Raw genomic sequence first — 23,414 nt, forward strand, 5'->3', positions numbered from 1 at the left:
ATGTCATTACTACTGGCGCTAATCGCCATCATTTTTGCCGGACGTCTGATCCTCAAAAAATATCACCCCCAGTCGGTACTGTTATTGACCGGGATTGTGCTGTTGCTTATCGCGCATTTTAGCGGAATGACCTCACTCAGTGGCCTGGTGAAAAAGAGCACCGGATTCGGCCCCTTTGACGCCTTTGAGTTTATTCGCGATACCCTGAGCGTGCGTCTCGGCGGCCTCGGGCTGCAAATTATGCTGATTGGTGGTTTCGCCACGTACATGTCAGCCATTGGCGCAAGCCAGGTACTGGTTCGGGTAACATCTCGTCCTTTACAACGGCTGAACTCGCCTTATCTGCTGCTGGGACTGGCACTGCTATTAGGCCAATTCCTGTCGCTGTTTATCAGCAGCGCCACCGGATTGGGTCTGCTGTTGATGGCGACGCTTTACCCATTGCTTACCCGTCTTGGCTGTAGCCGCGCCGCAGTTGCCGCAGTTATCGCCAGTACCTGTGCGGTTGAGTTTGGCCCAGGATCCGGCAACTCGGTTCTCGCCGCCAAAACCGCAGGTATTGAGGTGGTGAACTATTTTGTGCAGGATCAGTTGCCGATCGTTGTGCCCGTCATTCTTTTCATCGCCCTGTTGCATATTGTTGTGCAACGCTTTTTTGACCGTCGGGAAAGTGGCGACAATGCAGCTCAGCAGATGCAGACATTAACGGCAACTGATGAAGCCGACGCACCTATCGCCTGGCTGTTTCTGCCTATGCTGCCGCTGGTATTGATGTTGGTGTGTAGCGATTTAATATTTAGCTCGCTTAAGATTACGCTGGATACCGCCGTACTGATAAGCCTCGCTATTACGCTGGTTTGTGAGTACTGCCGTCATCGCAAAGCGCGCGAGGTGATGGCTGGCGTACAAAAGGTTTTCGACAGCATGGGCAGCGTTTTTGCCACCGTCGTGACGCTGATTATCGCCGGTGAAGTTTTTTCCGCCGGGCTGAAAGCCATTGGTGCCGTCGACGCGCTGCTGTCGCTTTCTGGCGAATTTGGCCTCAGCGCAGCCTCTATTATCCTGCTGATGACCCTAATCACCTTCGCAATTTCAGCGCTGATGGGCTCCGGGAATGCGGCATTTTTCTCCTTCGCCCCCATGGTGCCGGACATCAGCCGTCATATCGGTAGCGATATCGCAGTCATGATGTTGCCTATCCAGATATCGGCGGGTATTGGTCGTACGTTATCGCCGATTGCCGGCGTCATCATTGCTATCGCAGGGATTGCAGGCGTCTCGCCTGTGGATATTGTTAAGCGCACCGCGATTCCGATGCTGGGCGGTTGGCTACTGATGATTGCGCTAACCTTTGCCCGGTCTGGGCATTTGCTGGCGGTTCTGCCGTGGCTGGCAGTCCTTGTACTACTGATGGTCGGTGGTTATTTCTGGCAGCGCCGACGTAAACAGCCGCTTGCCGTATAGTAAAAAAAAGCCGGAGTCTCAGACTCCGGCTCTCACTTTCTTCGGGATTACGCCGCTTTCACAGCATCGGCAATACGGTGGGCGAATTCAGTCACCTGCGCTTCGTCTTCACCTTCAACCATCACACGAATTAACGGTTCGGTACCAGACTTACGCAGCAGGACGCGTCCACGGTTACCCAGCGCCGCTTCCACTTCCGCCATCACCGCTTTCACATTTTCATGTTCCAGCGGATCGCCGCTACCTGCGGTGTAACGTACGTTAACCAGCAGCTGTGGGAACATTTTCATGCCGCTGCACAGGTCGTGCAAACTCATATGGTTGCGCACCATCGCCGCCAGTACCTGCAGCCCTGCCACGATGCCGTCACCAGTGGTGGTTTTGTCCAGCAGGATCACATGACCAGAGTTTTCGGCACCGATACGCCAGCCTTTTTCCTGCATTTTTTCCAGCACATAGCGGTCGCCAACTTTCGCCCGAGCAAAAGGAATACCCAGCTGTTTCAGCGCCAGCTCGAGGCCCATGTTGCTCATCAACGTACCTACCGCACCACCACGCAGCTGTCCCTGACGCAGGGCTTCACGGGCGATGATGTACATGATCTGATCGCCATCGACCTTATTGCCTTCGTGGTCAACCATAATAACGCGGTCGCCATCGCCGTCCAGCGCAATACCCAGATCGGCTTTTTCCGCAATCACGCGCGCCTGCAGGGCACGGACGTCAGTGGCGCCGACTTCTTCATTGATGTTCACACCGTTTGGCTCACAGCCAATGGCAATCACGTTTGCACCCAGCTCACGCAGTACATTTGGTGCAATGTGGTACGTTGCACCGTTAGCGCAATCCACCACAATTTTAAGCTCACTCAGACTCAGTTCGTTCGGGAAGGTGCCTTTGCAAAACTCGATATAGCGACCGGCAGCATCAACGATACGGGTAGCTTTACCCAGTTCAGCCGAGTCCACGCAGGTGATCGCTTTTTCCATTTCGGCTTCTATAGCTTCTTCAACCGCATCCGGCAGTTTGGTCCCATCGATGGAGAAGAATTTAATCCCATTGTCATAGAATGGGTTGTGCGAAGCGGAGATAACAATCCCGGCCTCAGCACGGAAAGCACGCGTCAAATAAGCAACGGCAGGTGTTGGCATTGGCCCTGTGAATGAGGCTGAGAGTCCGGCGGCTGCCAGGCCCGCTTCCAGCGCGGACTCCAGCATATAGCCGGAAATACGCGTATCTTTACCGATAATAATTTTACGTGAACCATGACGAGCCAGCACTTTCCCTGCAGCCCAGCCCAGCTTGAGCACAAAGTCAGGAGTAATTGGGGCATCACCTACGCGACCGCGGATCCCATCAGTGCCAAAATATTTACGATTACTCATAGCGTTTTTTTTCCTTTGCAGACAATGTGGCTTCCACCACACGCATCGCTTCTACGGTTTCTTTGACGTCATGGACACGAACGATCTGCGCCCCCTGCATTGCGGCAATCACCGCGCACGCAAGACTACCGCTCAGGCGTTCAGATGGCCCCACATTCAGTAACTGACCGACCATTGATTTTCGTGACATCCCAACCAGCAGCGGCAGATTAAAATGATGAAACTCCGCCAGACGTGCCAGTAATGTGTAGTTGTGAGTGAGATTTTTACCGAATCCGAACCCGGGGTCGAGCAACAATTTATCTTTTGTGATTCCAGCCCGCTCGCAACGTGCTATTTGCTCAACAAAGTAACGATCTACCTCAGCAAAAACATCCTCATACTTTGGCGCTTCCTGCATGGTTTTCGGCTGCCCCTGCATATGCATCAGGCAAACCGGCAATCCGGTCTCCGCTGCGGCTTCCAACGCTCCAGGCTCCGAGAGTGAGCGAATGTCATTGATGATATGCGCGCCAACCCTGGCGCATTCGCGGATCACTTCGGGCTTTGAGGTATCAACCGAAATCCACACTTCAAAACGCTGAGCAATCGCCTCTACCACAGGGATCACTCGCTGCAACTCTTCTTCAACACTCACATCAGCCGCGCCCGGACGCGTGGACTCACCACCCACATCAATGATAGTCGCCCCGGCGTTAATCATCAGGTTTGCGTGTTTTACCGCCTCAACCAAAGAGTTGTGCGCTCCACCATCGGAAAATGAGTCTGGCGTGACGTTCAAAATCCCCATGACGTGCGGATGGCTGAGATCCAGTGAAGAACCCTGAGCAAAGAGTTTCATAGTTTTATCTCTGGTAAAATCTTGAATATGCAGATAAGAAAAACCCCGGAGCAAGCCCCAGGGTTTTCAATTAAAACACGGTCATCATCAACGATAACTTATTTGTCGCCCAGCTGCTCTGACATAGTGCCAGAGTCCGGCGCACGCGGTTCATCAACCGGACGCGGTGCATTCGGCTTGCCGGTGCTGCCAGAGTTGTTGTTAGAAGAACCCGGTTCTTCCCAACCCGCAGGCGGACGCACATCGCGGCGAGCCATCAGATCGTCAATCTGCGGCGCATCGATAGTCTCATATTTCATGAGCGCATCTTTCATCGAGTGCAGAATGTCCATGTTTTCGTTCAGCAAACGACGTGCACGGTCATAGTTACGCTCAATCAGCAGTTTAACTTCCTGATCGATAATGCGAGCGGTTTCATCGGACATGTGTTTCGCTTTCGCCACAGAACGTCCCAGGAACACTTCGCCTTCTTCTTCAGCGTACAGCAACGGACCGAGTTTATCGGAGAAGCCCCACTGAGTAACCATGTTACGCGCCAGGTTAGTCGCGACTTTAATGTCGTTCGACGCACCGGTAGAAACATGTTCAGCACCGTAGATGATCTCTTCCGCCAGACGGCCACCGTACAATGTGGAGATCTGACTTTCCAGTTTCTGACGGCTGGCGCTGATTGCATCGCCTTCAGGCAGGAAGAAGGTCACACCCAGCGCACGACCGCGCGGGATAATCGTCACTTTGTGCACCGGATCGTGTTCCGGCACCAGGCGACCGATAATCGCGTGGCCAGCTTCGTGATACGCGGTAGATTCTTTCTGCGCTTCCGTCATCACCATGGAGCGACGTTCCGCACCCATCATGATTTTGTCTTTCGCTTTTTCGAACTCAACCATCGACACTACGCGCTTGTTGCCACGAGCAGCAAACAGCGCCGCTTCGTTGACCAGGTTCGCGAGGTCCGCACCGGAGAAGCCAGGCGTACCACGTGCAATGATTGCCGCATCGATATCCGGAGACAGCGGCACGCGACGCATATGCACTTTCAGAATCTGTTCACGACCGCGAACGTCCGGCAGACCAACCACAACCTGACGGTCGAAACGGCCTGGACGAAGCAGCGCAGGGTCAAGAACGTCCGGACGGTTAGTCGCTGCGATAACGATAATACCTTCGTTACCTTCGAAGCCGTCCATCTCAACCAGCATCTGGTTCAGCGTCTGTTCACGTTCATCGTGACCACCGCCCAGACCTGCGCCACGCTGGCGGCCTACGGCGTCGATTTCATCGATGAAGATGATGCACGGTGCCGCTTTTTTGGCTTGTTCGAACATGTCACGCACACGAGATGCACCGACACCCACGAACATTTCCACGAAATCAGAACCGGAAATTGTGAAGAATGGAACCTTCGCTTCACCTGCGATAGCTTTCGCCAGCAGGGTTTTACCCGTACCCGGAGGACCGACCATCAGGACGCCTTTCGGGATTTTACCGCCCAGTTTCTGGAAACGGCTCGGTTCGCGCAGATACTCAACCAGCTCAGCGACTTCTTCTTTTGCTTCGTCACAACCCGCAACGTCAGCAAAAGTCGTTTTGATCTGATCTTCCGTCAGCATGCGCGCTTTGCTCTTGCCGAACGACATGGCACCTTTGCCACCACCGCCCTGCATCTGACGCATGAAGAAGATCCAGACACCAATCAGCAGCAGCATTGGGAACCAGGAAATGAAGATAGAAGCCAGCAGGCTCGGCTCTTCAGGTGGTTCGCCAACAACCTTGACGTTTTTGGTCAGCAGGTTATCAAGCAGCTTCGGATCGTTAACCGGGATGTAGGTCGTGTAACGGTTACTATCTTTCTTGGTAACGTTAATCTCACGTCCGTTGATCTTCGCTTCACGAACCTGGTCCTGATTGACCTCTTGCAGGAAGGTAGAGTAATCAACCTTACGGCCATTAGACTCGCTGGGCCCAAAGCTCTGGAATACTGACATCAGCACAACGGCAATGACCAGCCAGAGAATTAGGTTTTTCGCCATGTCACTCAAGGGATTAACCTCATATTACAACTGTGTTAAAAACAGCGTCAGGATACTCTATATCCAGTTTCTTTCAAACTTTCGTTTGAAATCTGCCGGTTATGGTTTACGCCCGGTCGCTACAATATACACTTCACGCGAACGGGCGCGAGAAGAGTCCGGCTTACGAACTTTGACCTTCGTAAACAGGGAGCGAATCTCTCTTAGATACTCATCGAAGCCTTCGCCCTGGAACACCTTCACTACAAAACTACCACCTGGCGCTAATACATCACGAGCCATTCCAAGCGCCAGCTCTACCAGATACATGGCCCGGGGAATATCCACCGCCGGTGTTCCACACATATTTGGCGCCATATCAGACATGACAACTTGTACTTTACTGTCACCTACGCGTTCAAGTAACGCTTTCAGGACTAATTCATCACGAAAGTCGCCCTGAAGGAAGTCCACACCAACGATTGGATCCATAGGTAAAAGATCGCAAGCGATAATGCGGCCGGTGTTGCCGATCTGCGTAACTGCATATTGCGACCAGCCACCGGGTGCAGCACCGAGATCAACTATCGTCATCCCCGGTTTAAAAATTTTGTCACTTTGCTGTATTTCATCAAGTTTAAACCAGGCACGGGAACGTAACCCCTTTTTCTGCGCCTGCTGAACATATTTATCGCTAAAGTGTTCCTGAAGCCAGCGACTCGAGCTGGCAGAACGCTTTTTACCTGTCATTTCACATTCCCAAAGGGCAGTTCATCGTAACCAATGGTGTAAATTTCTACACAGCTATTTGGTGATATATGGGAGATGGCGGTAGAATGACCCGTTTTCAATCCCAACGTAAGCAAAAATATACGATGAATCTGAGTACTAAACAAAAACAGCACCTGAAAGGTCTGGCACATCCGCTCAAGCCTGTAGTTATGCTTGGCAACAATGGTTTGACCGAAGGGGTACTGGCCGAGATTGAACAAGCGTTAGAGCACCATGAACTTATCAAGGTGAAAATCGCCTCGGAAGATCGCGATACTAAAACCTTGATCGTGGAAGCTATCGTACGCGAAACCGGCGCCTGTAATGTGCAGGTCATCGGCAAAACGCTGGTACTGTATCGCCCGACTAAAGAACGTAAAATCTCGCTGCCACGCTAAGAATATCCCAAAGTTGAACACGAAGTTTGTGTAAAACGCGGGTTTTTCCGCTAGCAGGAGAGCAAAATGCCACGCTCTCTTCGTTGATAAAAGGCCGCTATGCGGCCTTTTTCCTTTCTTTACAATGTATCAACATCTTAACCAAGATGCGAATTACAGGTATTCTACCTTCGTCACTTCATATTCCACTTCGCCGCCCGGCGTTTTGATAACCACGACGTCATCCTGCTCTTTACCGATAAGGCCACGAGCGATAGGCGAGTTCACTGAAATCAGGTTCTGTTTAAAATCGGCTTCATCATCGCCGACAATACGCCAGGTCTGCTCTTCATCGTTATCGAGATTCAACACGGTAACCGTCGCGCCGAAAACAACGCGGCCATTGTTCGGCATTTTAGTAACGTCGATTACCTGCGCGTTGGACAGTTTAGCCTCGATATCTTTAATGCGTCCTTCGCAGAAACCCTGCTGTTCGCGCGCCGCGTGATACTCCGCGTTCTCTTTCAGGTCACCGTGCTCACGCGCTTCAGCGATAGCGGCAATAATTTCAGGACGGCGCACAGATTTCAGAAAATCCAGCTCTTCGCGCAGTTTTTCAGCACCACGTAAGGTCATCGGGATAGCTTGCATTTGTTATACCTCTTGAACATTCCTGTAGGGGGCAGTTGCTCTCACCCCGGCTGCTAAGCCCACCCTGGCGAATGTCATGCCAGAGTCAGAAGCAAAAAAATACCGACCCGGGGCTCAAGGTCCCAGGTCAGCTACAATTCTCTATTTGATGATCATTTTACCCTGGAGTTCCTTATGGGTCATCGTTTACTTTTTGGGGCGTTGCGCCGTAGTATGACGGCCTGTTTCCAGGTTGTTAGCGCGAGATTATGCGATTTTCCAGATTTACCATCGGATTGACTGCCAGTATAGCGTTCAGTGTTCAGGCTGCGAACGTCGACGAGTATATCAATCAGCTCCCTGCCGGGGCCAACCTCGCCCTTATGGTACAGAAGGTTGGCGCACCTGCACCCGCTATTGATTTTCATAGCCAGCAGATGGCGCTGCCGGCCAGTACCCAGAAAGTGATCACCGCGCTGGCGGCATTGATTCAGCTCGGGCCTGACTTTCGTTTTACCACTACGCTTGAGACTAAAGGCAACGTGGAAGGCGGCGTATTGAAAGGTGACTTAGTGGCACGATTTGGTGCTGATCCGACGCTAAAACGCCAGGATATTCGCAATATGGTGGCAACCCTGAAAAAATCAGGCGTGACGCAAATTGCCGGAAATGTCCTGATCGACACCTCTATTTTCGCCAGTCATGATAAAGCGCCCGGTTGGCCCTGGAACGACATGACGCAGTGTTTTAGCGCACCGCCCGCAGCGGCTATTGTCGATAGAAACTGTTTCTCGGTTTCACTCTACAGCGCGCAAAAACCCAACGATCTCGCCTTTATTCGCGTGGCATCTTATTACCCGGTCACCATGTTCAGTCAGGTGCGTACTCTCGCCCGAGGTTCTGCGGAAGCGCAATATTGTGAACTGGATGTGGTTCCCGGCGATCTCAACCGCTATACGCTGACCGGATGCCTGCCCCAACGAGCCGATCCGCTGCCGCTGGCGTTCGCCATTCAGGACGGAGCCAGCTATGCCGGGGCGATTATCAAAGATGAGCTAAAACAAGCAGGTATCACCTACAGCGGTACGCTGCTGCGCCAGACGCTGGTCAACGAGCCGGGAACGGTGGTCGCCAGTAAGCAGTCAGCGCCACTGCATGACCTGCTTAAGATTATGCTGAAAAAATCGGACAACATGATTGCCGATACCGTTTTCCGTATGATTGGTCATGCCCGATTTAACGTGCCAGGCACCTGGCGGGCGGGTTCTGATGCCGTACGCCAGATTTTGCGTCAGCAGGCGGGCGTTGATATCGGCAACACCATTATTGCCGACGGTTCAGGCCTCTCCCGGCATAACCTGATTGCTCCGGCGACCATGATGCAGGTGCTGCAATATATCGCTCAACACGATAACGAGCTGAACTTTATCACTATGCTGCCGCTGGCGGGGCACGACGGCTCCCTGCAATACCGTGCGGGTCTGCATCAGGCTGGTGTGGATGGCAAAGTATCGGCGAAGACAGGCTCGCTGCAAGGAGTCTATAACCTTGCTGGCTTCATTACCACGGCAAGCGGCCAACGCATGGCATTCGTGCAGTATTTGTCTGGTTATGCGGTAGAGCCGGCTGACCAGCGTAATCGCCGTATTCCGTTGGTGCGCTTCGAGAGCCGGTTGTACAAGGATATTTATCAGAACAATTAGATGGGTAGTTTGATTGCCGGATGGCGGCACTAACGTGCCTTATCCGGCCTACAGAGAGACCTGAAAACAATAACCCCGGCAACATGGCCGGGGTTTTTCATGCGATTAACGCTTGTAGATGAACTCGACGCCTTCGTCGTCTTCTTCGTCCCAATCGTCATCCCAGTCATCTTCCGCTTCGTCTTCGACTTCAGCGAGCTGCTGGCGGTGATAATCATCCCACATGAACTCAACTTTCTCTGGCTGTTTCGCTTCTTCAGCCTGAACAATCGGGTTCTCGATGATAAAGGTCATCACATCCCAGCAAAGATCCTTCACGCCCAGCTGGCTGGCGGCAGAGATCAGGTAATATTTACCTTCCCAGCCCAGCGCTTCGGCGATCGCTTTCGCTTTCTCTTCCGCTTCAGCCTTGTCCATCAAATCAATTTTGTTGAACACTAACCAGCGCGGTTTAGATGCCAGATCCTGACTGTATTTTTCCAGTTCGCCAATAATGATACGGGCGTTTTCTACCGGATCGGAACCGTCAATCGGATCGATATCGATGAGGTGCAGCAACACGCGGCAACGTTCCAGATGCTTCAGGAAGCGGATACCCAGGCCTGCGCCTTCAGCCGCACCTTCAATCAGACCCGGAATGTCGGCAACCACGAAGCTCTTTTCGTTGTCCATACGCACCACGCCCAGGCTCGGCACCAGGGTGGTGAAGGGATAATCAGCGACTTTCGGCTTCGCCGCAGATACTGCACGGATAAACGTCGATTTCCCGGCATTTGGCATACCCAGCATCCCCACGTCTGCCAGCAGCATCAGCTCCAGCATCAGATCGCGCTTATCACCCGGCGTACCCATTGTTTTCTGACGCGGAGTACGGTTAACCGATGATTTGAAACGGGTGTTGCCCAGACCATGCCAGCCGCCTTTAGCGACCATCAGACGCTGACCGTGTTTGGTCATGTCGCCCATGGTTTCGCCCGTGCCCTGATCGATAACACGCGTACCAACAGGCACTTTAATCGTGACGTCTTTGCCACGCTTACCGGTGCAATCACGGCTCGCGCCATTCTGACCACGTTCCGCACGGAATGATTTTTCAAAACGGTAATCGATCAGCGTGTTCAGGTTTTCGTCGGCTTCCAGCCAAACGTCACCACCGTCACCACCATCACCACCGTCCGGACCGCCTTTTGGGATGTACTTTTCGCGGCGGAAGCTGACGCAACCATTACCGCCATCACCTGCAACGACCAGAATCGATGCTTCATCAACAAACTTCATTTTACTCTCCGTAAATCATTCGCCTGAGCGGGGTTGCGAAACCACCGTTTCATGCTTACGTAAACCGCCCCAAATTCGATGACCAATGGCGGAATACATCGCGCCCGCAACCACGATAAACGCACCGAGATAACCTAATAGGTTTAGCATCGGTCTGGCGAAGAAATCGGGCCAGGCCAGTGATAATAAATCTGAAAATAACAACGTAAACAGCGGTGTGAGCGTGATAATAGCGCTCACCTGCGCCGCCTGCCAACGCGCCATCGCTTCCGCAAGAGCGCCGTATCCTACCAGCGTATTCAGGCCGCAGAATATCAGGCATGCCAGCTGCCAGTCGCTGAGCTGCGTGATGACACCGGGTTTAGCCAGCGGCAACAACGCAATCGTACATAAAGTGTACAGTAAAAACAGGATCTGCGGTGATGCCAGGCGGCGCAATAACACCTTTTGTGCGACCCCATAGCTCACCCAGACCATCGCCGCACCGACACCAAAGATAACGCCCCAGGTGTAATCGGTGAGTCGGGTAAAAATTTCGATCAGACTGGTATTAAAAAACAGGACCAGGCCGCTCAGAAGCATAATGGCGCCAATCACCTGCGTGCCGCGCATCTTTTCTTTCAGGATAAAGACGCTGGCGATCATCATACCAACCGGTGACAGCTGACCGATAACCTGCGAAGCCGTTGGGCTCAAATACTGCAAGGATGAACTAAACAGAATGAAGTTACCGAACAGCCCACCGGTTGCGATAGCCAGCAACACCAGCCAACGCGCTTTGCGAAAAATACGCAATGGAGGGAGCTTTTTTTTAACCGCAAGAATAGCGCCAAGGCCAACGCTTGCCATTAAAAAACGGTAGAACACCACGGTAGGAGGCTCCATCACCTCCAGCACTTGCTTCATTGCTATTGGCAAAGCCCCCCAACATACTGCCGTTGTGAGTGCTAACAGAATACCAATGCCTGCCTGTTGCTTCATGCCGTATTCCCTGCAAGGGCTCGTTTCCGGGTTGTCACGGCGTGACGAGCGTATTTACCGGCCGTCGAATGTAAAAAGCCCCGCAACGTGTTGCGGGGCTTTTATCCGTTACCGGGACGCGAAAAACTTATTCAGCAACGATGCTGATGAATTTACGGTTTTTCGGGCCTTTCACTTCAAATTTCACTTTACCGTCTGCTTTAGCAAACAGAGTGTGGTCTTTGCCGCAACCAACGTTAGAGCCAGCGTGGAATTTAGTACCACGTTGACGAACGATGATGCTACCAGCCAGAACTGTTTCACCGCCGAAGCGTTTTACGCCCAGACGTTTAGCTTCTGAATCGCGACCGTTACGAGTCGAGCCGCCAGCCTTTTTATGTGCCATTTAATCTGCTCCCCTTAACTTAAGCGCTGATGCCAGTGATTTTCACATCAGTGAACCACTGACGATGGCCCTGCTGCTTACGGTAGTGTTTACGACGACGAAACTTAACAATTTTAACTTTCTCGCCACGACCGTGAGCAACAACTTCAGCTTTGATAACGCCGCCATCAACGAAAGGAACGCCGATTTTGACTTCTTCACCGTTTGCGATCATCAGAACTTCTGCGAATTCAACAGATTCGCCAGTTGCGATGTCCAGCTTTTCCAGGCGAACGGTCTGACCTTCGCTTACTCGGTGTTGTTTACCACCACTTTGGAAAACCGCGTACATAAAAAACTCCGCTTCCGCGCACACCTTTTTGATGATTCAGAGTGCGCTATAAATATTCACAATAGGGCGCGAATATTACGCAAAACGCGAGCCTTTGACAAGTGCTACCGTCAATACATGAAGAAAAAAAACACAACACGTACGGTAACGTTTATCTACGGCGTTTTTTCAGTACAATCAGCATATATTTATAACCCTAAACCCGACGTTACCTTCTCACACAGTAAGGTAATCGGGGCGAGAAGCCCGGCTTTTGCGATGAATTTAGAAAAAATCAATGAGTTAACCGCGCAAGATATGGCGGGGGTCAATGCGACAATCCTTGAACAGCTCAATTCTGACGTTCAGTTGATCAATCAACTGGGGTACTACATCGTTAGCGGTGGCGGAAAACGCATTCGCCCAATGATCGCCGTCCTCGCAGCGCGGGCCGTTGGTTACCAGGAAAATGCGCACGTTACGATTGCGGCCCTCATCGAGTTTATCCACACAGCGACCCTGCTGCACGATGATGTTGTGGATGAGTCAGACATGCGCCGTGGGAAAGCTACGGCAAATGCGGCGTTTGGTAATGCGGCCAGCGTGCTGGTTGGCGATTTTATCTATACCCGCGCATTTCAGATGATGACCAGCCTTGGCTCGTTGAAAGTGCTGGAAGTCATGTCGAAAGCAGTCAACGTCATCGCCGAAGGTGAAGTCTTGCAGCTGATGAACGTCAACGACCCAGACATCACCGAAGAAAACTATATGCGCGTCATCTACAGTAAGACGGCGCGGTTGTTTGAAGCGGCAGCCCAATGTTCAGGCATTCTGGCTGGCTGTAGCGAAGAACAAGAAAAAGGGTTGCAGGATTATGGCCGTTATCTCGGTACAGCTTTCCAGTTAATTGACGATTTGCTGGATTACAGCGCAGATGGCGAGCAGCTGGGTAAAAACGTCGGTGATGACCTCAACGAGGGTAAACCTACGCTGCCGCTGCTGCATGCCATGCGCCACGGTACTCCAGAACAAGCGCAAATGATCCGCCAGGCCATTGAGCAAGGTAATGGTCGTCACCTTCTGGAGCCGGTTCTGGAAGCGATGAACGCCTGTGGTTCCCTGGAGTGGACGCGCCAACGTGCAGAAGAAGAGGCTGATAAGGCCATCGCTGCGTTGCAGGTGCTGCCTGATACGCCGTGGAGAGAAGCGCTGATTGGTCTGGCACATATCGCCGTACAGCGCGACCGTTAATTCCCTACAGCATTCTCCCTCATCCCGTGCTCTGCACGGGATTTTTTTATAAGTTCTAGTAACCCCCCCACTCTCCTCCGGATAATCACGCAGAACCTTGGCATATTCTGAATATACAGACACTTTACATGAACATTTTAGAACATTCGTTCTTCGGGCGTTATAGTGTCGCCACAACCGATCGTGGAACCGTAAGTCGTTAACCAAAGGAGAGATGAATTTATGGAAAACAAGCTGATTGACTGGCATCCGGCCGACATCATCGCCGGACTGCGCAAGAAAGGGACCTCAATGGCCGCTGAATCACGTAAAAATGGATTGAGTTCATCAACGCTGGCAAATGCGTTAACGAGACCATGGCCAAAAGGTGAGTTGATTATCGCCCGGGCACTGGGAACTGATCCCTGGGTGATTTGGCCGTCACGCTATCACGATGCCAAAACGCATGAGTTCATCGACAGAACGCGGATGATGAGGAGTCGCAGAGAGAAAAAGAATCCGGAATGAACATTGAGCTGTAACCCCCGGCCAACTGAACTGGGGGTTACAAGAGACGTTGACGATTACTCGCCTTTCACGCGCTCAATGTTTGCGCCCAGCGCACGCAGTTTATCTTCGATGCGCTCATAGCCGCGATCGATGTGATAAATACGATCGACCACTGTTGTACCTTCAGCAATACAACCTGCCAGCACTAAACTTGCAGATGCACGCAGATCGGTCGCCATAACCTGTGCGCCTGAGAGTGTTTCCACGCCGTGGCAAATCACGGTATTGCTTTCGATTTCTGCGTGAGCGCCCATACGGCTCAGCTCAGGCACGTGCATAAAGCGGTTCTCAAACACGGTTTCCGTGATGAAGCCGGTCCCTTCTGCCACCAGGTTCAGCAGCGTGAACTGGGCCTGCATATCGGTAGGGAACGCCGGATGCGGCGCAGTACGCACATTAACCGCTTTCGGACGTTTGCCGTGCATATCAAGGCTGATCCAGTCGTCGCCGACTTCGATATCCGCACCCGCATCACGCAGTTTCGCCAGAACGGCATCCAGTGTGTCCGGTTGTGCATTACGGCAGATAATTTTGCCACGAGAAATTGCCGCCGCCACCAGGAAGGTACCGGTTTCGATGCGGTCTGGCAGAACGCGATACACACCGCCGCCGAGACGCTCAACGCCTTCGATCGTAATACGATCGGTGCCCTGGCCAGTGATCTTCGCGCCCAGCGCAATCAGGAAGTTCGCGGTATCCACAATCTCCGGCTCGCGCGCAGCGTTTTCGATGATGGTGGTGCCTTCGGCAAGCGTTGCTGCACACATGATGGTGACAGTCGCACCGACGCTCACTTTGTCCATGACAATATGCGCGCCTTTCAGACGGCCATCAACGGACGCTTTCACATAGCCTTCTTCCAGCTTGATAGTCGCGCCTAACTGCTCCAGACCGGTAATGTGCAGGTCCACCGGACGCGCGCCGATGGTGCAGCCGCCCGGCAGTGAAACCTGGCCCTGACCAAAGCGGGCAACCAGCGGCCCGAGCGCCCAAATGGATGCACGCATGGTTTTCACCAGATCGTACGGCGCACAGAAGACGTTCACATCACGCGCATCAATGTGCACGGAACCATTACGCTCAACTTTCGCACCCAACTGGCTCAACAGCTTCATTGATGTGTCAACGTCCTTCAGTTTCGGGACGTTTTGGATCTCTACAGGTTCTTCAGCCAGCAGCGCCGCAAACAGGATCGGCAGTGCGGCGTTTTTAGCGCCTGAAATTGTGACTTCGCCCTGGAGCTTGGTTGGCCCCTGAACACGAAATTTATCCATTATTCTGTTCTCTGTTTAGAATTTATCTTCGCTACCGGCACATCACCCGTAGCTCAAAAACCGTTAAGTTTGCGATCGCGCGCCCATTCCGCTGGGGTAAACGCCTTAATCGACACGGCATGAATGCGGTTGTCCGCAATGTACTCCATCAACGGGCCATAGACCGATTGCTGCTTCTTGACCCGGCTCATGCCTTCAAACATCTCACCCACGGCAATAACCTGAAAGTGACTGCCGTCGCCAGAAACGTGGACTTCCTGGAGGGAGAGTGCATTCATCAGCACGCTCTGAATTTCATTATTTTCCATGGGCTCTTCATTCGTCAGATAGTGAAAACAGCCCAACATCTTAGAGCAAAGTGGCGCTGTCATAAATAAGCAAAAAGCCTCGCTGATAAATCAGACAAGGCTTTAGTGGCAGATCCCCCTCAGGGGTTTTGCCGGATAGCGGCACAAGACCTTATCCGGCCTGGAAAAATTAACGCGGAAGGACGTCGTCAGGCAAATTGTAAAGCTGCGCCAGCGTGTACACTTTATCGTTAACACCAGTGAGCGAAACGCTGTTTCCCTGCTGCTTGCCTTGATTAATCAGATGCAACAGTAACGCCAGACCGCCGGTATCTACCCGGGATACCTGGTTCAGATCGATGCAGGATACCCCTTTCATCGCCTCAATTCGCGCATCCCATAAGGGATTTAACACGTCCTGATCCAGTTCTCCCACCATCACCAGCTTGTCGCCTTCGCGCGTCCAGGTGAGTGACTGCGTCATTATTTTTTCTCTTCCAGAGTGATTTTCTGCTGAGAAATAGATTTCAGCTGTGCCGTCAGGCCATCAATACCTTTGGTACGCAGCAGGTCGCTCCACTCATTTTGTTTGGTGGTGATCATACTTACGCCTTCGGCGATCATGTCATACGCCTGCCAGTTACCGGTCTGGGAGTTTTTACGCCACTGGAAATCCAGACGTACCGGAGGACGACCGTTTGGATCGATGATGGTTACGCGGATAGGTACGATGGTCGCATCACCCAACGGCTGCTCAGGGGCAATCTGATAGGTCTGGCCGTGGTACATCGCCAGTGCCTGGCCGTAAGCCTGCTTCAGATATTCACGGAATGCAGCAAAATAGGCTTCACGTTGGGCAGGAGTCGCATCTTTGTAGTAACGGCCCAGCACCAGCGCGCCGGCATACTTAACCTGCACATAAGGCAGCAGTTCCTGATCGACGACCTGACGCAGGTAATCGGGGTTGGAACGGATTTTTGGTTGCTCGTTTTTCAGACGGTCAAAGGTCTTTTGCGCCGCCTCATCCATCAGTTTGTACGGGTTAGTCTGGTCTGCTGCGGTTGCCGCGCTAAGTGGAGCAATCACCAGCATAGCCACCATCATCAATCGTTTAAACATACGTCGATTCTCCTGATATTATTTCGTTGCGCCCGCAGGCGTAGTGGCTTCATTATTGCCTTCAGTTGCGGCTGGCGCATCGCCAGAATTCTTATTGTCATCACCTTTACTGTTGCTGTTGTAAAGGAACTGACCAATCATATCTTCCAGCACCATCGCGGATTTCGTGTCCTGAATCGTACCGCCATCTTTGAGGATAGACGTTCCCAGCTCAGGATCTTCAAAACCCACGTTCAATGCCAGATACTGTTCGCCCAGCAGACCGGAAGTACGGATGCTCAGAGAACTGGTGTCAGGAATATGGTTAAAACGCGATTCGATTTCCAGCGTCACGCGCGGCAGGTACGTTTTCGGATCTAACGAGATGTCCGATACGCGTCCAACTACCACCCCGCCAATCCGCACCGGAGAACGCTCTCTCAGGCCGCCGATATTATCAAAGGTCGCATAAATCGTGTAAGTCGGCTCAGTACGCATTGAGGTAACGTTCGCCGCCTTCAGGCAGACAAACAGCGCAGCCAGCAGCGCAACCAGCAGGAATAACCCGACCCAAATTTCATTTTTTTTCGTTTGCATGAACTCAATTCCCAAACATCAGTGCGGTCAGCACAAAATCCAGCCCCAGAACGGCAAGAGAGGCGTGCACAACGGTGCGTGTCGTTGCCCGGCTAATCCCGGCAGAGGTCGGGATCGCATCATAACCATTGAACAATGCAATCCAGGTGACCGTAATGGCGAACACCACGCTCTTAATCAGACAGTTGACCAGGTCCAGACGCCAGTCGACGGCATTTTGCATAGCCGACCAGAAAAAGCCCGCATCAATACCCTTCCAGCTTACGCCAACCAGTGAACCACCCCAGATCCCCACGGCGACAAATATAATCGTTAGCAGCGGCAATGAAATGACACCGGCCCAAAAACGCGGAGAGATCACCCGGCGCAGTGGATCGACGGCCATCATTTCCAGGCTGGAAAGCTGCTCGGTCGCTCTCATCAGACCAATCTCTGCGGTTAAGGCCGATCCGGCTCGCCCGGCAAACAGCAGCGCCGCAACAACCGGCCCCAGCTCACGTAACAATGACAGTGCCACCAGCATACCGAGGCTGGTTTCCGCACTGTAGGTCGTCAGCACCAGGTATCCCTGCAATCCCAACACCATACCGATGAATACGCCTGACACAATAATGATCAGCATCGATAAGACACCGACATTATAAAGCTGGCGTATCAGCAGCGGCGCATGTTTGCGAAACTCCGGTTTGCCGACAACCGCATTGAACAACATTAATCCGGCTCGCCCGAACGTCCTGAGGGTTTTTATTCCCCGATGTCCGAGTGATGCCAGCGCATTTAACAACATGGGTGGCTTAACTCCCTGTTTAGAGTAAATCGATATGGTAGTCACCCGCCGGGTAACGGAACGGAACCGGTCCATCGGCAATGCCGTCAAGGAACTGGCGTACGCGCGGATCGGCATTTTCTTGTAGCGCCTGAGCACTACCGTAGGCCACTATTTTTTTGTCCGCCATTATATAGGCGTAATCCGCAATACTCAGTACTTCAGGCACATCATGGGATACCACCACACAGGTGACACCCAGCGCGCTGTTCAGTTCTGAAATCAACTTCACCAGCACGCCCATGGTGATGGGATCCTGACCGACGAACGGCTCATCAAACATAATGAGGTCAGGCTCCAGCGCGATAGCACGCGCTAACGCAGCGCGGCGCGCCATCCCACCGGATAATTCAGAAGGCATTAATTTGGCCGCACCCCGCAGGCCGACCGCCTCGAGCTTCATCATCACCGTGCTCTTCAGCAACGGCGCTGGCAACGTCGTATGCTCGCGCAGAGGGTACGCAACGTTGTCAAACACATTCATGTCGGTAAATAGCGCACCTGACTGAAACAGCATACTCATGCGCTTACGCACGGTAAATAAACGCGAACGGGACATGGCCGGGACGTTCTCACCGTCAAACAGAATCTCGCCCTTATCCGGTGAGATCTGTCCGCCAATCAGACGCAACAGCGTCGTTTTGCCGATGCCTGATGGCCCCATGATTGCCGTCACCTTACCGCGCGGTACCGTCAGGGAAATATTATCAAAGATGCAGCGGTCGCCCCGGGAAAAGCTGACATCGCGCATATCGACTAGATTCGCCACAGACTGCCCCATTGATTCATCCTTTACTATTGCCTTGTTGATCGAAGAGTTTGGCGCTCAATTTAGCCCTGAACTCAACATATTTACAGATTATTGCCTGTCCTGGTTAGCGAAAGCTGGCATTTGTTTTACTTTTTAGCCGCATAAAGTCAAAATTAAGACTTCGTTACGGCTTCCAGAAGATCCTTCAAGAGGACCGGCGAGTATACCTGAAGAAAGGACTTTAGATGCTTTTAGCGACGGCGCTGTTAATAATTGGTTTACTTCTGGTGGTCTACGGTGCCGACCGTCTGGTATTTGCCGCATCCATTTTATGTCGAAACGTCGGTATTCCACCCATTATCATCGGAATGACCGTGGTCAGCATTGGTACGTCGTTACCCGAGATCATTGTATCCGTTGCCGCATCGATGAATGGGCAACTCGATCTGGCTGTCGGGACCGCCATAGGTTCTAACATCACCAACATTCTGCTTATTTTAGGCCTGTCGGCGCTGATTCATCCTTTTACCGTGCATTCTGATGTTCTGCGTCGTGAATTACCGCTAATGTTGCTGGTAAGTATTTTAGCTGCATCCGTCCTGTATGACGGGCAGTTGAGCCGCAGCGACGGTTTCTTTCTTCTGCTCCTGGCCGTGCTATGGCTGCTATTCATTGTTAAAATCGCTCGTCTGGCCGAGCGACAAGGCAATGACAGCCTGACACGCGAGCAGATAGCTGAGCTGCCGCGCGAAGGCGGGTTACCCGTCGCATTTTTGTGGTTGGGTATTGCGCTGATTATTATGCCTATGGCTACGCGTATGGTGGTAGATAACGCTACCGTACTGGCGAACTATTTCGCCATGAGCGAACTCACCATCGGGTTGACGGTGGTCGCCATTGGTACCAGCCTGCCGGAACTGGCAACGGCGGTTGCGGGTCTGCGTAAAGGTGAAAACGATATTGCCGTCGGTAACATTATCGGCGCGAACATTTTTAATATTGTTATCGTCCTCGGGCTACCGGCGTTGATTACGCCGGGCGAAGTCAATCCGATGGCCTTCGTCCGGGACTACAGCGTCATGCTGCTGGTGAGCGTTATTTTTGCATTACTCTGCTGGCGACGTCCGCGCCAGATTGGTCGCGGCGCGGGCGCGCTGCTGACCGGCGGTTTTATCATATGGCTGGCGATGCTGTATTGGTTATCGCCACTTCTCGTTGGATAACTGGAAACGCATTATGTCGCACTTAGAGTTGCAACCGGGTTTTGACTTTCAGCAAGCAGGCAAGGAAGTCCTGGCAATTGAACGTGAAGGCCTGGCGGAGCTTGATCAGTACATCAACCAAAATTTTACCCTGGCATGCGAGAAAATATTCAGTTGCCCGGGCAAAGTCGTGGTGATGGGAATGGGGAAATCCGGCCATATCGGGCGGAAAATGGCAGCCACATTTGCCAGCACCGGCACCCCCTCATTTTTTGTACACCCAGGCGAAGCTGCACATGGCGATCTGGGTATGGTCTCGCCGCAGGATGTGGTCATCGCCATCTCTAACTCCGGTGAATCCAATGAGATAGCGGCGCTGATCCCGGTATTAAAACGTCTTCATGTACCGCTTATATGCATGACCGGTCGTCCGGAAAGCAGTATGGCGCGTGCAGCAGATGTGCATCTGTGTGTTAAAGTGCCCAAGGAAGCTTGTCCGTTAGGCCTGGCGCCGACCAGCAGCACGACAGCAACACTGGTGATGGGCGATGCCCTTGCGGTGGCATTATTAAAAGCGCGCGGCTTTACCGCGGAAGATTTTGCATTGTCTCATCCCGGTGGCGCACTGGGCCGTAAGCTTTTACTGCGCGTTAACGATATTATGCATACGGGCGACGAGATCCCGCATGTAACCAAAAACGCCAGCCTGCGTGACGCCTTAATTGAGATCACGCGTAAAAATCTCGGCATGACCGTCATTTGCGATGATGCCATGAAGATTGACGGTATTTTCACCGATGGTGATTTACGTCGTGTCTTCGATATGGGCGTTGATGTACGCCAGTTAGGCATTGCCGATGTGATGACCCCTGGAGGCATTCGCGTGCGTCCGGGTATTCTTGCCGTCGATGCCCTGAACTTAATGCAGTCCCGCCATATCACCTCGGTAATGGTTGCTGATGGCGACCAGTTACTCGGTGTGTTACATATGCATGATCTGCTACGTGCAGGTGTAGTGTAAGAAACTCAAGGATAACGAAAATGAGTAAAGCAGGTGCGTCGCTTGCGACCTGTTATGGACCCGTCAGCGCAGACGTTATCACCCGGGCAGAAAACATCCGTTTGCTGATCCTGGATGTGGATGGCGTACTGTCTGATGGTCTGATTTATATGGGCAACAACGGTGAAGAGCTGAAGGCTTTTAACGTCCGCGATGGTTACGGAATTCGCTGTGCGCTCACTTCCGGTATTGAGGTTGCCATTATTACCGGACGAAAGGCTAAACTTGTAGAAGATCGCTGTGCCACTTTGGGGATCACCCACCTGTATCAGGGGCAGTCAGACAAACTGGTTGCCTTTGGCGATCTCCTTAGCAAACTGGCGATCGCGCCGGAGAATGTCGCCTACGTTGGCGATGACCTGATCGACTGGCCGGTGATGGCACAAGTGGGATTGAGCGTCGCGGTGGCAGATGCCCACCCTTTGCTGATCCCACGGGCCGATTATGTCACCCGTATTAATGGGGGACGTGGCGCTGTGCGTGAAGTCTGCGATTTATTACTCCTGGCGCAGGGCAAACTGGACGAGGCCAAAGGGCAATCGATATGAGCAAAACCAGACGTTGGGTTATCATTCTACTGTCGCTGGCTGTCCTTGTGATGATTGGTATTAATCTGGCAGACAAAGAGGACACCGCTCAGGTCGTCGTCAATAACAACGAGCCAACCTATAAGAGCGAACATACTGATACCGTCGTGTATAGTCCGGAAGGCGCGCTGAGCTATCACTTGATCGCACAACACGTTGAATATTATTCGGAACAAGCGGTTTCGTGGTTTACTCAACCAGTATTAACCACATTTGATAAGGATAAAGTACCGACCTGGACGATCAAGGCCGATAAAGCCAAATTGACCAACGATCGGATGCTGTATCTGTACGGCCATGTTGAGGTTAACGCCCTGGTGCCTGACTCTCAACTACGCAGAATTACGACCGATAACGCGCAGATTAACCTGGTGACACAAGATGTCACTTCCGATGATCTGGTGACGTTGTATGGCACAACATTTAACTCCAGCGGACTGAAGATGCGCGGCAACTTACGCAGCAAGAACGCCGAGCTGATTGAAAAGGTTAGAACCTCATATGAAATCCAAAACAAACAAACTCAGCCTTAATCTTGTACTTGCCAGCTCACTTCTGGCCGCCAGCATTCCGGCATTTGCCGTCACCGGCGATACCGAGCAGCCGATTCACATTGAGTCGGACCAGCAGTCCCTGGATATGCAGGGCAACGTGGTGACGTTTACTGGCAACGTGATTGTGACTCAGGGCACCATCAAAATTAACGCCGATAAAGTCGTCGTGACCCGTCCTGGCGGCGAAGACGGCAAAGAAGTGATTGACGGCTATGGCAATCCAGCGACGTTTTACCAGATGCAGGACAACGGTAAACCGGTTAAAGGCCGCGCCTCGCAGATGCACTATGAACTGGCGAAAGACTTTGTCGTGCTAACCGGCAAGGCGTATCTGGAACAGCTCGATAGCAACATCACGGGCGATAAGATCACCTATCTGGTAAAAGAGCAGAAAATGCAGGCCTTCAGCGATAAAGGCAAACGCGTCACCACCGTTCTGGTTCCGTCGCAGTTGCAGGACAAAAACAAGGCTCCGGCAGAGAAAAAAGGTAACTGATTCGTTATGGCAACATTAACTGCAAAGAACCTTGCAAAAGCCTATAAAGGCCGTCGTGTGGTGGAAGATGTCAGTCTGACCGTCAACTCCGGGGAGATCGTCGGTCTGCTCGGTCCTAACGGTGCAGGCAAGACAACAACCTTTTACATGGTGGTCGGCATTGTCCCGCGCGATGCGGGTAACATTATCATTGATGACGAAGACATCAGCCTGCTGCCTCTGCATGCACGCGCGCGTCGCGGCATCGGCTACTTACCGCAGGAAGCATCGATTTTCCGTCGTCTGAGCGTGTTTGATAACCTGATGGCGGTACTGCAAATTCGTGACGATCTGACCAGCGAGCAGCGGGAAGATCGCGCCAACGAGCTGATGGAAGAATTCCACATCGAACACCTGCGTGACAGTATGGGGCAGTCGCTCTCCGGTGGTGAACGACGCCGCGTGGAGATCGCCCGCGCACTGGCCGCTAATCCGAAATTTATCCTGCTGGATGAACCGTTTGCCGGTGTTGACCCGATTTCCGTTATTGATATCAAACGGATCATCGAACACCTGCGCGACAGCGGCCTTGGCGTGCTGATTACCGACCATAACGTCCGCGAAACGCTGGCAGTGTGTGAGCGCGCCTATATCGTGAGTCAGGGGCACCTGATCGCGCACGGCACGCCAACAGAAATACTGCAGGATGAGCACGTTAAGCGCGTATACCTTGGGGAAGACTTCAGACTCTGATAGGGTAGAAGAC

At 52.5% G+C, this 23,414-nt stretch carries 27 protein-coding genes; 11 read left to right on the forward strand and 16 right to left on the reverse strand.

Annotated features, from left to right (window positions below; all coding sequences use genetic code 11):
- A complete protein-coding gene (gene dcuC, locus OGV89_RS13785; RefSeq protein ID WP_016151051.1) occupies window positions 1–1,464 on the forward strand; it encodes a C4-dicarboxylate transporter DcuC in 1,464 nt (487 codons plus the stop codon).
- Between the two features lie 47 nt (window positions 1,465–1,511).
- On the opposite strand, the gene glmM is transcribed toward dcuC, so the two are convergent.
- The 4 genes from glmM to rlmE form a co-directional block, all read right to left on the reverse strand.
- On the reverse strand, window positions 1,512–2,849 hold the full coding sequence (gene glmM / locus OGV89_RS13790) for a phosphoglucosamine mutase (RefSeq protein ID WP_003025008.1): 1,338 nt from the start codon (window positions 2,847–2,849) through the stop codon (window positions 1,512–1,514).
- Complete coding sequence (gene folP / locus OGV89_RS13795) at window positions 2,842–3,690, reverse strand: dihydropteroate synthase (protein ID WP_003025010.1); 849 nt, start codon at window positions 3,688–3,690, stop codon at window positions 2,842–2,844. The genes glmM and folP overlap by 8 nt, the downstream gene beginning before the upstream one ends.
- A 98-nt stretch (window positions 3,691–3,788) precedes the next feature.
- Complete coding sequence (gene ftsH / locus OGV89_RS13800; protein ID WP_058842408.1) at window positions 3,789–5,723, reverse strand: ATP-dependent zinc metalloprotease FtsH; 1,935 nt, start codon at window positions 5,721–5,723, stop codon at window positions 3,789–3,791.
- Window positions 5,724–5,822: 99 nt separating this feature from the next.
- Window positions 5,823–6,452: a 23S rRNA (uridine(2552)-2'-O)-methyltransferase RlmE gene (gene rlmE / locus OGV89_RS13805; RefSeq protein WP_003025015.1), complete on the reverse strand. Its 630-nt coding sequence runs from the start codon at window positions 6,450–6,452 to the stop codon at window positions 5,823–5,825.
- A gap of 125 nt (window positions 6,453–6,577) precedes the next feature.
- Between rlmE and yhbY the strand changes: the two genes are divergently transcribed.
- A complete protein-coding gene (gene yhbY / locus OGV89_RS13810; protein ID WP_003025016.1) occupies window positions 6,578–6,871 on the forward strand; it encodes a ribosome assembly RNA-binding protein YhbY in 294 nt (97 codons plus the stop codon).
- Between the two features lie 153 nt (window positions 6,872–7,024).
- Here yhbY and greA read toward each other — a convergent pair whose 3' ends face one another.
- Window positions 7,025–7,501: a transcription elongation factor GreA gene (greA, locus tag OGV89_RS13815; protein ID WP_003025019.1), complete on the reverse strand. Its 477-nt coding sequence runs from the start codon at window positions 7,499–7,501 to the stop codon at window positions 7,025–7,027.
- A 248-nt stretch (window positions 7,502–7,749) separates the two neighbouring features.
- On the opposite strand from greA, the gene dacB reads away from it, so the two are divergent.
- Window positions 7,750–9,183 (forward strand): serine-type D-Ala-D-Ala carboxypeptidase, encoded by a 1,434-nt coding sequence (gene dacB / locus OGV89_RS13820; protein WP_003025021.1) that lies wholly within the window; start codon window positions 7,750–7,752, stop codon window positions 9,181–9,183.
- A 105-nt stretch (window positions 9,184–9,288) separates the two neighbouring features.
- Here the strand turns inward: dacB and cgtA are convergent, their stop codons facing one another.
- From cgtA to rplU, 4 genes are all read right to left on the reverse strand, one after another.
- The gene (gene cgtA / locus OGV89_RS13825; protein WP_003025024.1) at window positions 9,289–10,461 is read right to left on the reverse strand and encodes an Obg family GTPase CgtA; all 1,173 of its coding nucleotides are present in this window, start codon (window positions 10,459–10,461) and stop codon (window positions 9,289–9,291) included.
- A 15-nt stretch (window positions 10,462–10,476) separates the two neighbouring features.
- Window positions 10,477–11,442, reverse strand: a complete 966-nt coding sequence (locus OGV89_RS13830; protein ID WP_003839955.1) for a DMT family transporter — start codon at window positions 11,440–11,442, stop codon at window positions 10,477–10,479.
- A gap of 127 nt (window positions 11,443–11,569) precedes the next feature.
- Window positions 11,570–11,827, reverse strand: coding sequence for a 50S ribosomal protein L27 (gene rpmA / locus OGV89_RS13835; RefSeq protein ID WP_003025030.1), 258 nt, complete (start codon window positions 11,825–11,827; stop codon window positions 11,570–11,572).
- A gap of 19 nt (window positions 11,828–11,846) precedes the next feature.
- Window positions 11,847–12,158: a 50S ribosomal protein L21 gene (gene rplU, locus OGV89_RS13840; protein WP_003025032.1), complete on the reverse strand. Its 312-nt coding sequence runs from the start codon at window positions 12,156–12,158 to the stop codon at window positions 11,847–11,849.
- 258 nt (window positions 12,159–12,416) lie between these two features.
- On the opposite strand from rplU, the gene ispB reads away from it, so the two are divergent.
- Together ispB and sfsB are read left to right on the forward strand one after the other, a co-directional pair.
- Entirely contained in the window at window positions 12,417–13,388 is a 972-nt protein-coding gene (gene ispB, locus OGV89_RS13845) for an octaprenyl diphosphate synthase (protein ID WP_003025033.1), read from the forward strand.
- Between the two features lie 222 nt (window positions 13,389–13,610).
- A complete protein-coding gene (gene sfsB, locus OGV89_RS13850; RefSeq protein ID WP_003839952.1) occupies window positions 13,611–13,895 on the forward strand; it encodes a DNA-binding transcriptional regulator SfsB in 285 nt (94 codons plus the stop codon).
- A 56-nt stretch (window positions 13,896–13,951) separates the two neighbouring features.
- Here sfsB and murA read toward each other — a convergent pair whose 3' ends face one another.
- From murA to mlaF, 7 genes are all read right to left on the reverse strand, one after another.
- The gene (gene murA / locus OGV89_RS13855; protein WP_003839949.1) at window positions 13,952–15,211 is read right to left on the reverse strand and encodes a UDP-N-acetylglucosamine 1-carboxyvinyltransferase; all 1,260 of its coding nucleotides are present in this window, start codon (window positions 15,209–15,211) and stop codon (window positions 13,952–13,954) included.
- Between the two features lie 53 nt (window positions 15,212–15,264).
- Window positions 15,265–15,519: a BolA family iron metabolism protein IbaG gene (gene ibaG / locus OGV89_RS13860; RefSeq protein WP_003025040.1), complete on the reverse strand. Its 255-nt coding sequence runs from the start codon at window positions 15,517–15,519 to the stop codon at window positions 15,265–15,267.
- 169 nt (window positions 15,520–15,688) lie between these two features.
- The gene (gene mlaB, locus OGV89_RS13865; RefSeq protein ID WP_286558838.1) at window positions 15,689–15,982 is read right to left on the reverse strand and encodes a lipid asymmetry maintenance protein MlaB; all 294 of its coding nucleotides are present in this window, start codon (window positions 15,980–15,982) and stop codon (window positions 15,689–15,691) included.
- A complete protein-coding gene (gene mlaC / locus OGV89_RS13870; protein WP_003025047.1) occupies window positions 15,982–16,617 on the reverse strand; it encodes a phospholipid-binding protein MlaC in 636 nt (211 codons plus the stop codon). Before mlaC ends, mlaB begins: the two co-directional genes overlap by 1 nt.
- A gap of 18 nt (window positions 16,618–16,635) precedes the next feature.
- Window positions 16,636–17,193, reverse strand: a complete 558-nt coding sequence (mlaD, locus tag OGV89_RS13875) for an outer membrane lipid asymmetry maintenance protein MlaD (RefSeq protein ID WP_003025050.1) — start codon at window positions 17,191–17,193, stop codon at window positions 16,636–16,638.
- 4 nt (window positions 17,194–17,197) lie between these two features.
- Window positions 17,198–17,980 carry a lipid asymmetry maintenance ABC transporter permease subunit MlaE gene (mlaE, locus tag OGV89_RS13880; protein ID WP_003025053.1) on the reverse strand — a complete coding sequence of 261 codons (783 nt, stop codon included), beginning with the start codon at window positions 17,978–17,980 and terminating at the stop codon, window positions 17,198–17,200.
- A 19-nt stretch (window positions 17,981–17,999) separates the two neighbouring features.
- A complete protein-coding gene (gene mlaF, locus OGV89_RS13885; RefSeq protein ID WP_003025057.1) occupies window positions 18,000–18,800 on the reverse strand; it encodes a phospholipid ABC transporter ATP-binding protein MlaF in 801 nt (266 codons plus the stop codon).
- Window positions 18,801–19,015: 215 nt separating this feature from the next.
- Between mlaF and OGV89_RS13890 the strand changes: the two genes are divergently transcribed.
- Genes OGV89_RS13890 through lptB form a run of 6 tightly spaced genes read left to right on the forward strand, consistent with a single transcriptional unit; the run spans window position 19,016 to window position 23,401 of the window.
- A complete protein-coding gene (locus tag OGV89_RS13890) occupies window positions 19,016–19,993 on the forward strand; it encodes a calcium/sodium antiporter (protein ID WP_286558841.1) in 978 nt (325 codons plus the stop codon).
- Window positions 19,994–20,006: 13 nt separating this feature from the next.
- Complete coding sequence (gene kdsD / locus OGV89_RS13895) at window positions 20,007–20,993, forward strand: arabinose-5-phosphate isomerase KdsD (RefSeq protein ID WP_003025063.1); 987 nt, start codon at window positions 20,007–20,009, stop codon at window positions 20,991–20,993.
- A gap of 20 nt (window positions 20,994–21,013) precedes the next feature.
- Window positions 21,014–21,580, forward strand: coding sequence for a 3-deoxy-manno-octulosonate-8-phosphatase KdsC (gene kdsC / locus OGV89_RS13900; protein ID WP_003025065.1), 567 nt, complete (start codon window positions 21,014–21,016; stop codon window positions 21,578–21,580).
- Window positions 21,577–22,152, forward strand: coding sequence for an LPS export ABC transporter periplasmic protein LptC (gene lptC / locus OGV89_RS13905; protein ID WP_003025068.1), 576 nt, complete (start codon window positions 21,577–21,579; stop codon window positions 22,150–22,152). The genes kdsC and lptC overlap by 4 nt, the downstream gene beginning before the upstream one ends.
- Complete coding sequence (lptA, locus tag OGV89_RS13910) at window positions 22,121–22,669, forward strand: lipopolysaccharide ABC transporter substrate-binding protein LptA (protein WP_003025070.1); 549 nt, start codon at window positions 22,121–22,123, stop codon at window positions 22,667–22,669. The genes lptC and lptA overlap by 32 nt, the downstream gene beginning before the upstream one ends.
- A 6-nt stretch (window positions 22,670–22,675) precedes the next feature.
- A complete protein-coding gene (lptB, locus tag OGV89_RS13915) occupies window positions 22,676–23,401 on the forward strand; it encodes an LPS export ABC transporter ATP-binding protein (protein ID WP_003025073.1) in 726 nt (241 codons plus the stop codon).
- Window positions 23,402–23,414: the final 13 nt, after the last annotated feature.

This window comes from Citrobacter sp. Cf125, from assembly GCF_030333935.1.
In the GTDB taxonomy this organism is placed as follows: domain Bacteria; phylum Pseudomonadota; class Gammaproteobacteria; order Enterobacterales; family Enterobacteriaceae; genus Citrobacter; species Citrobacter freundii.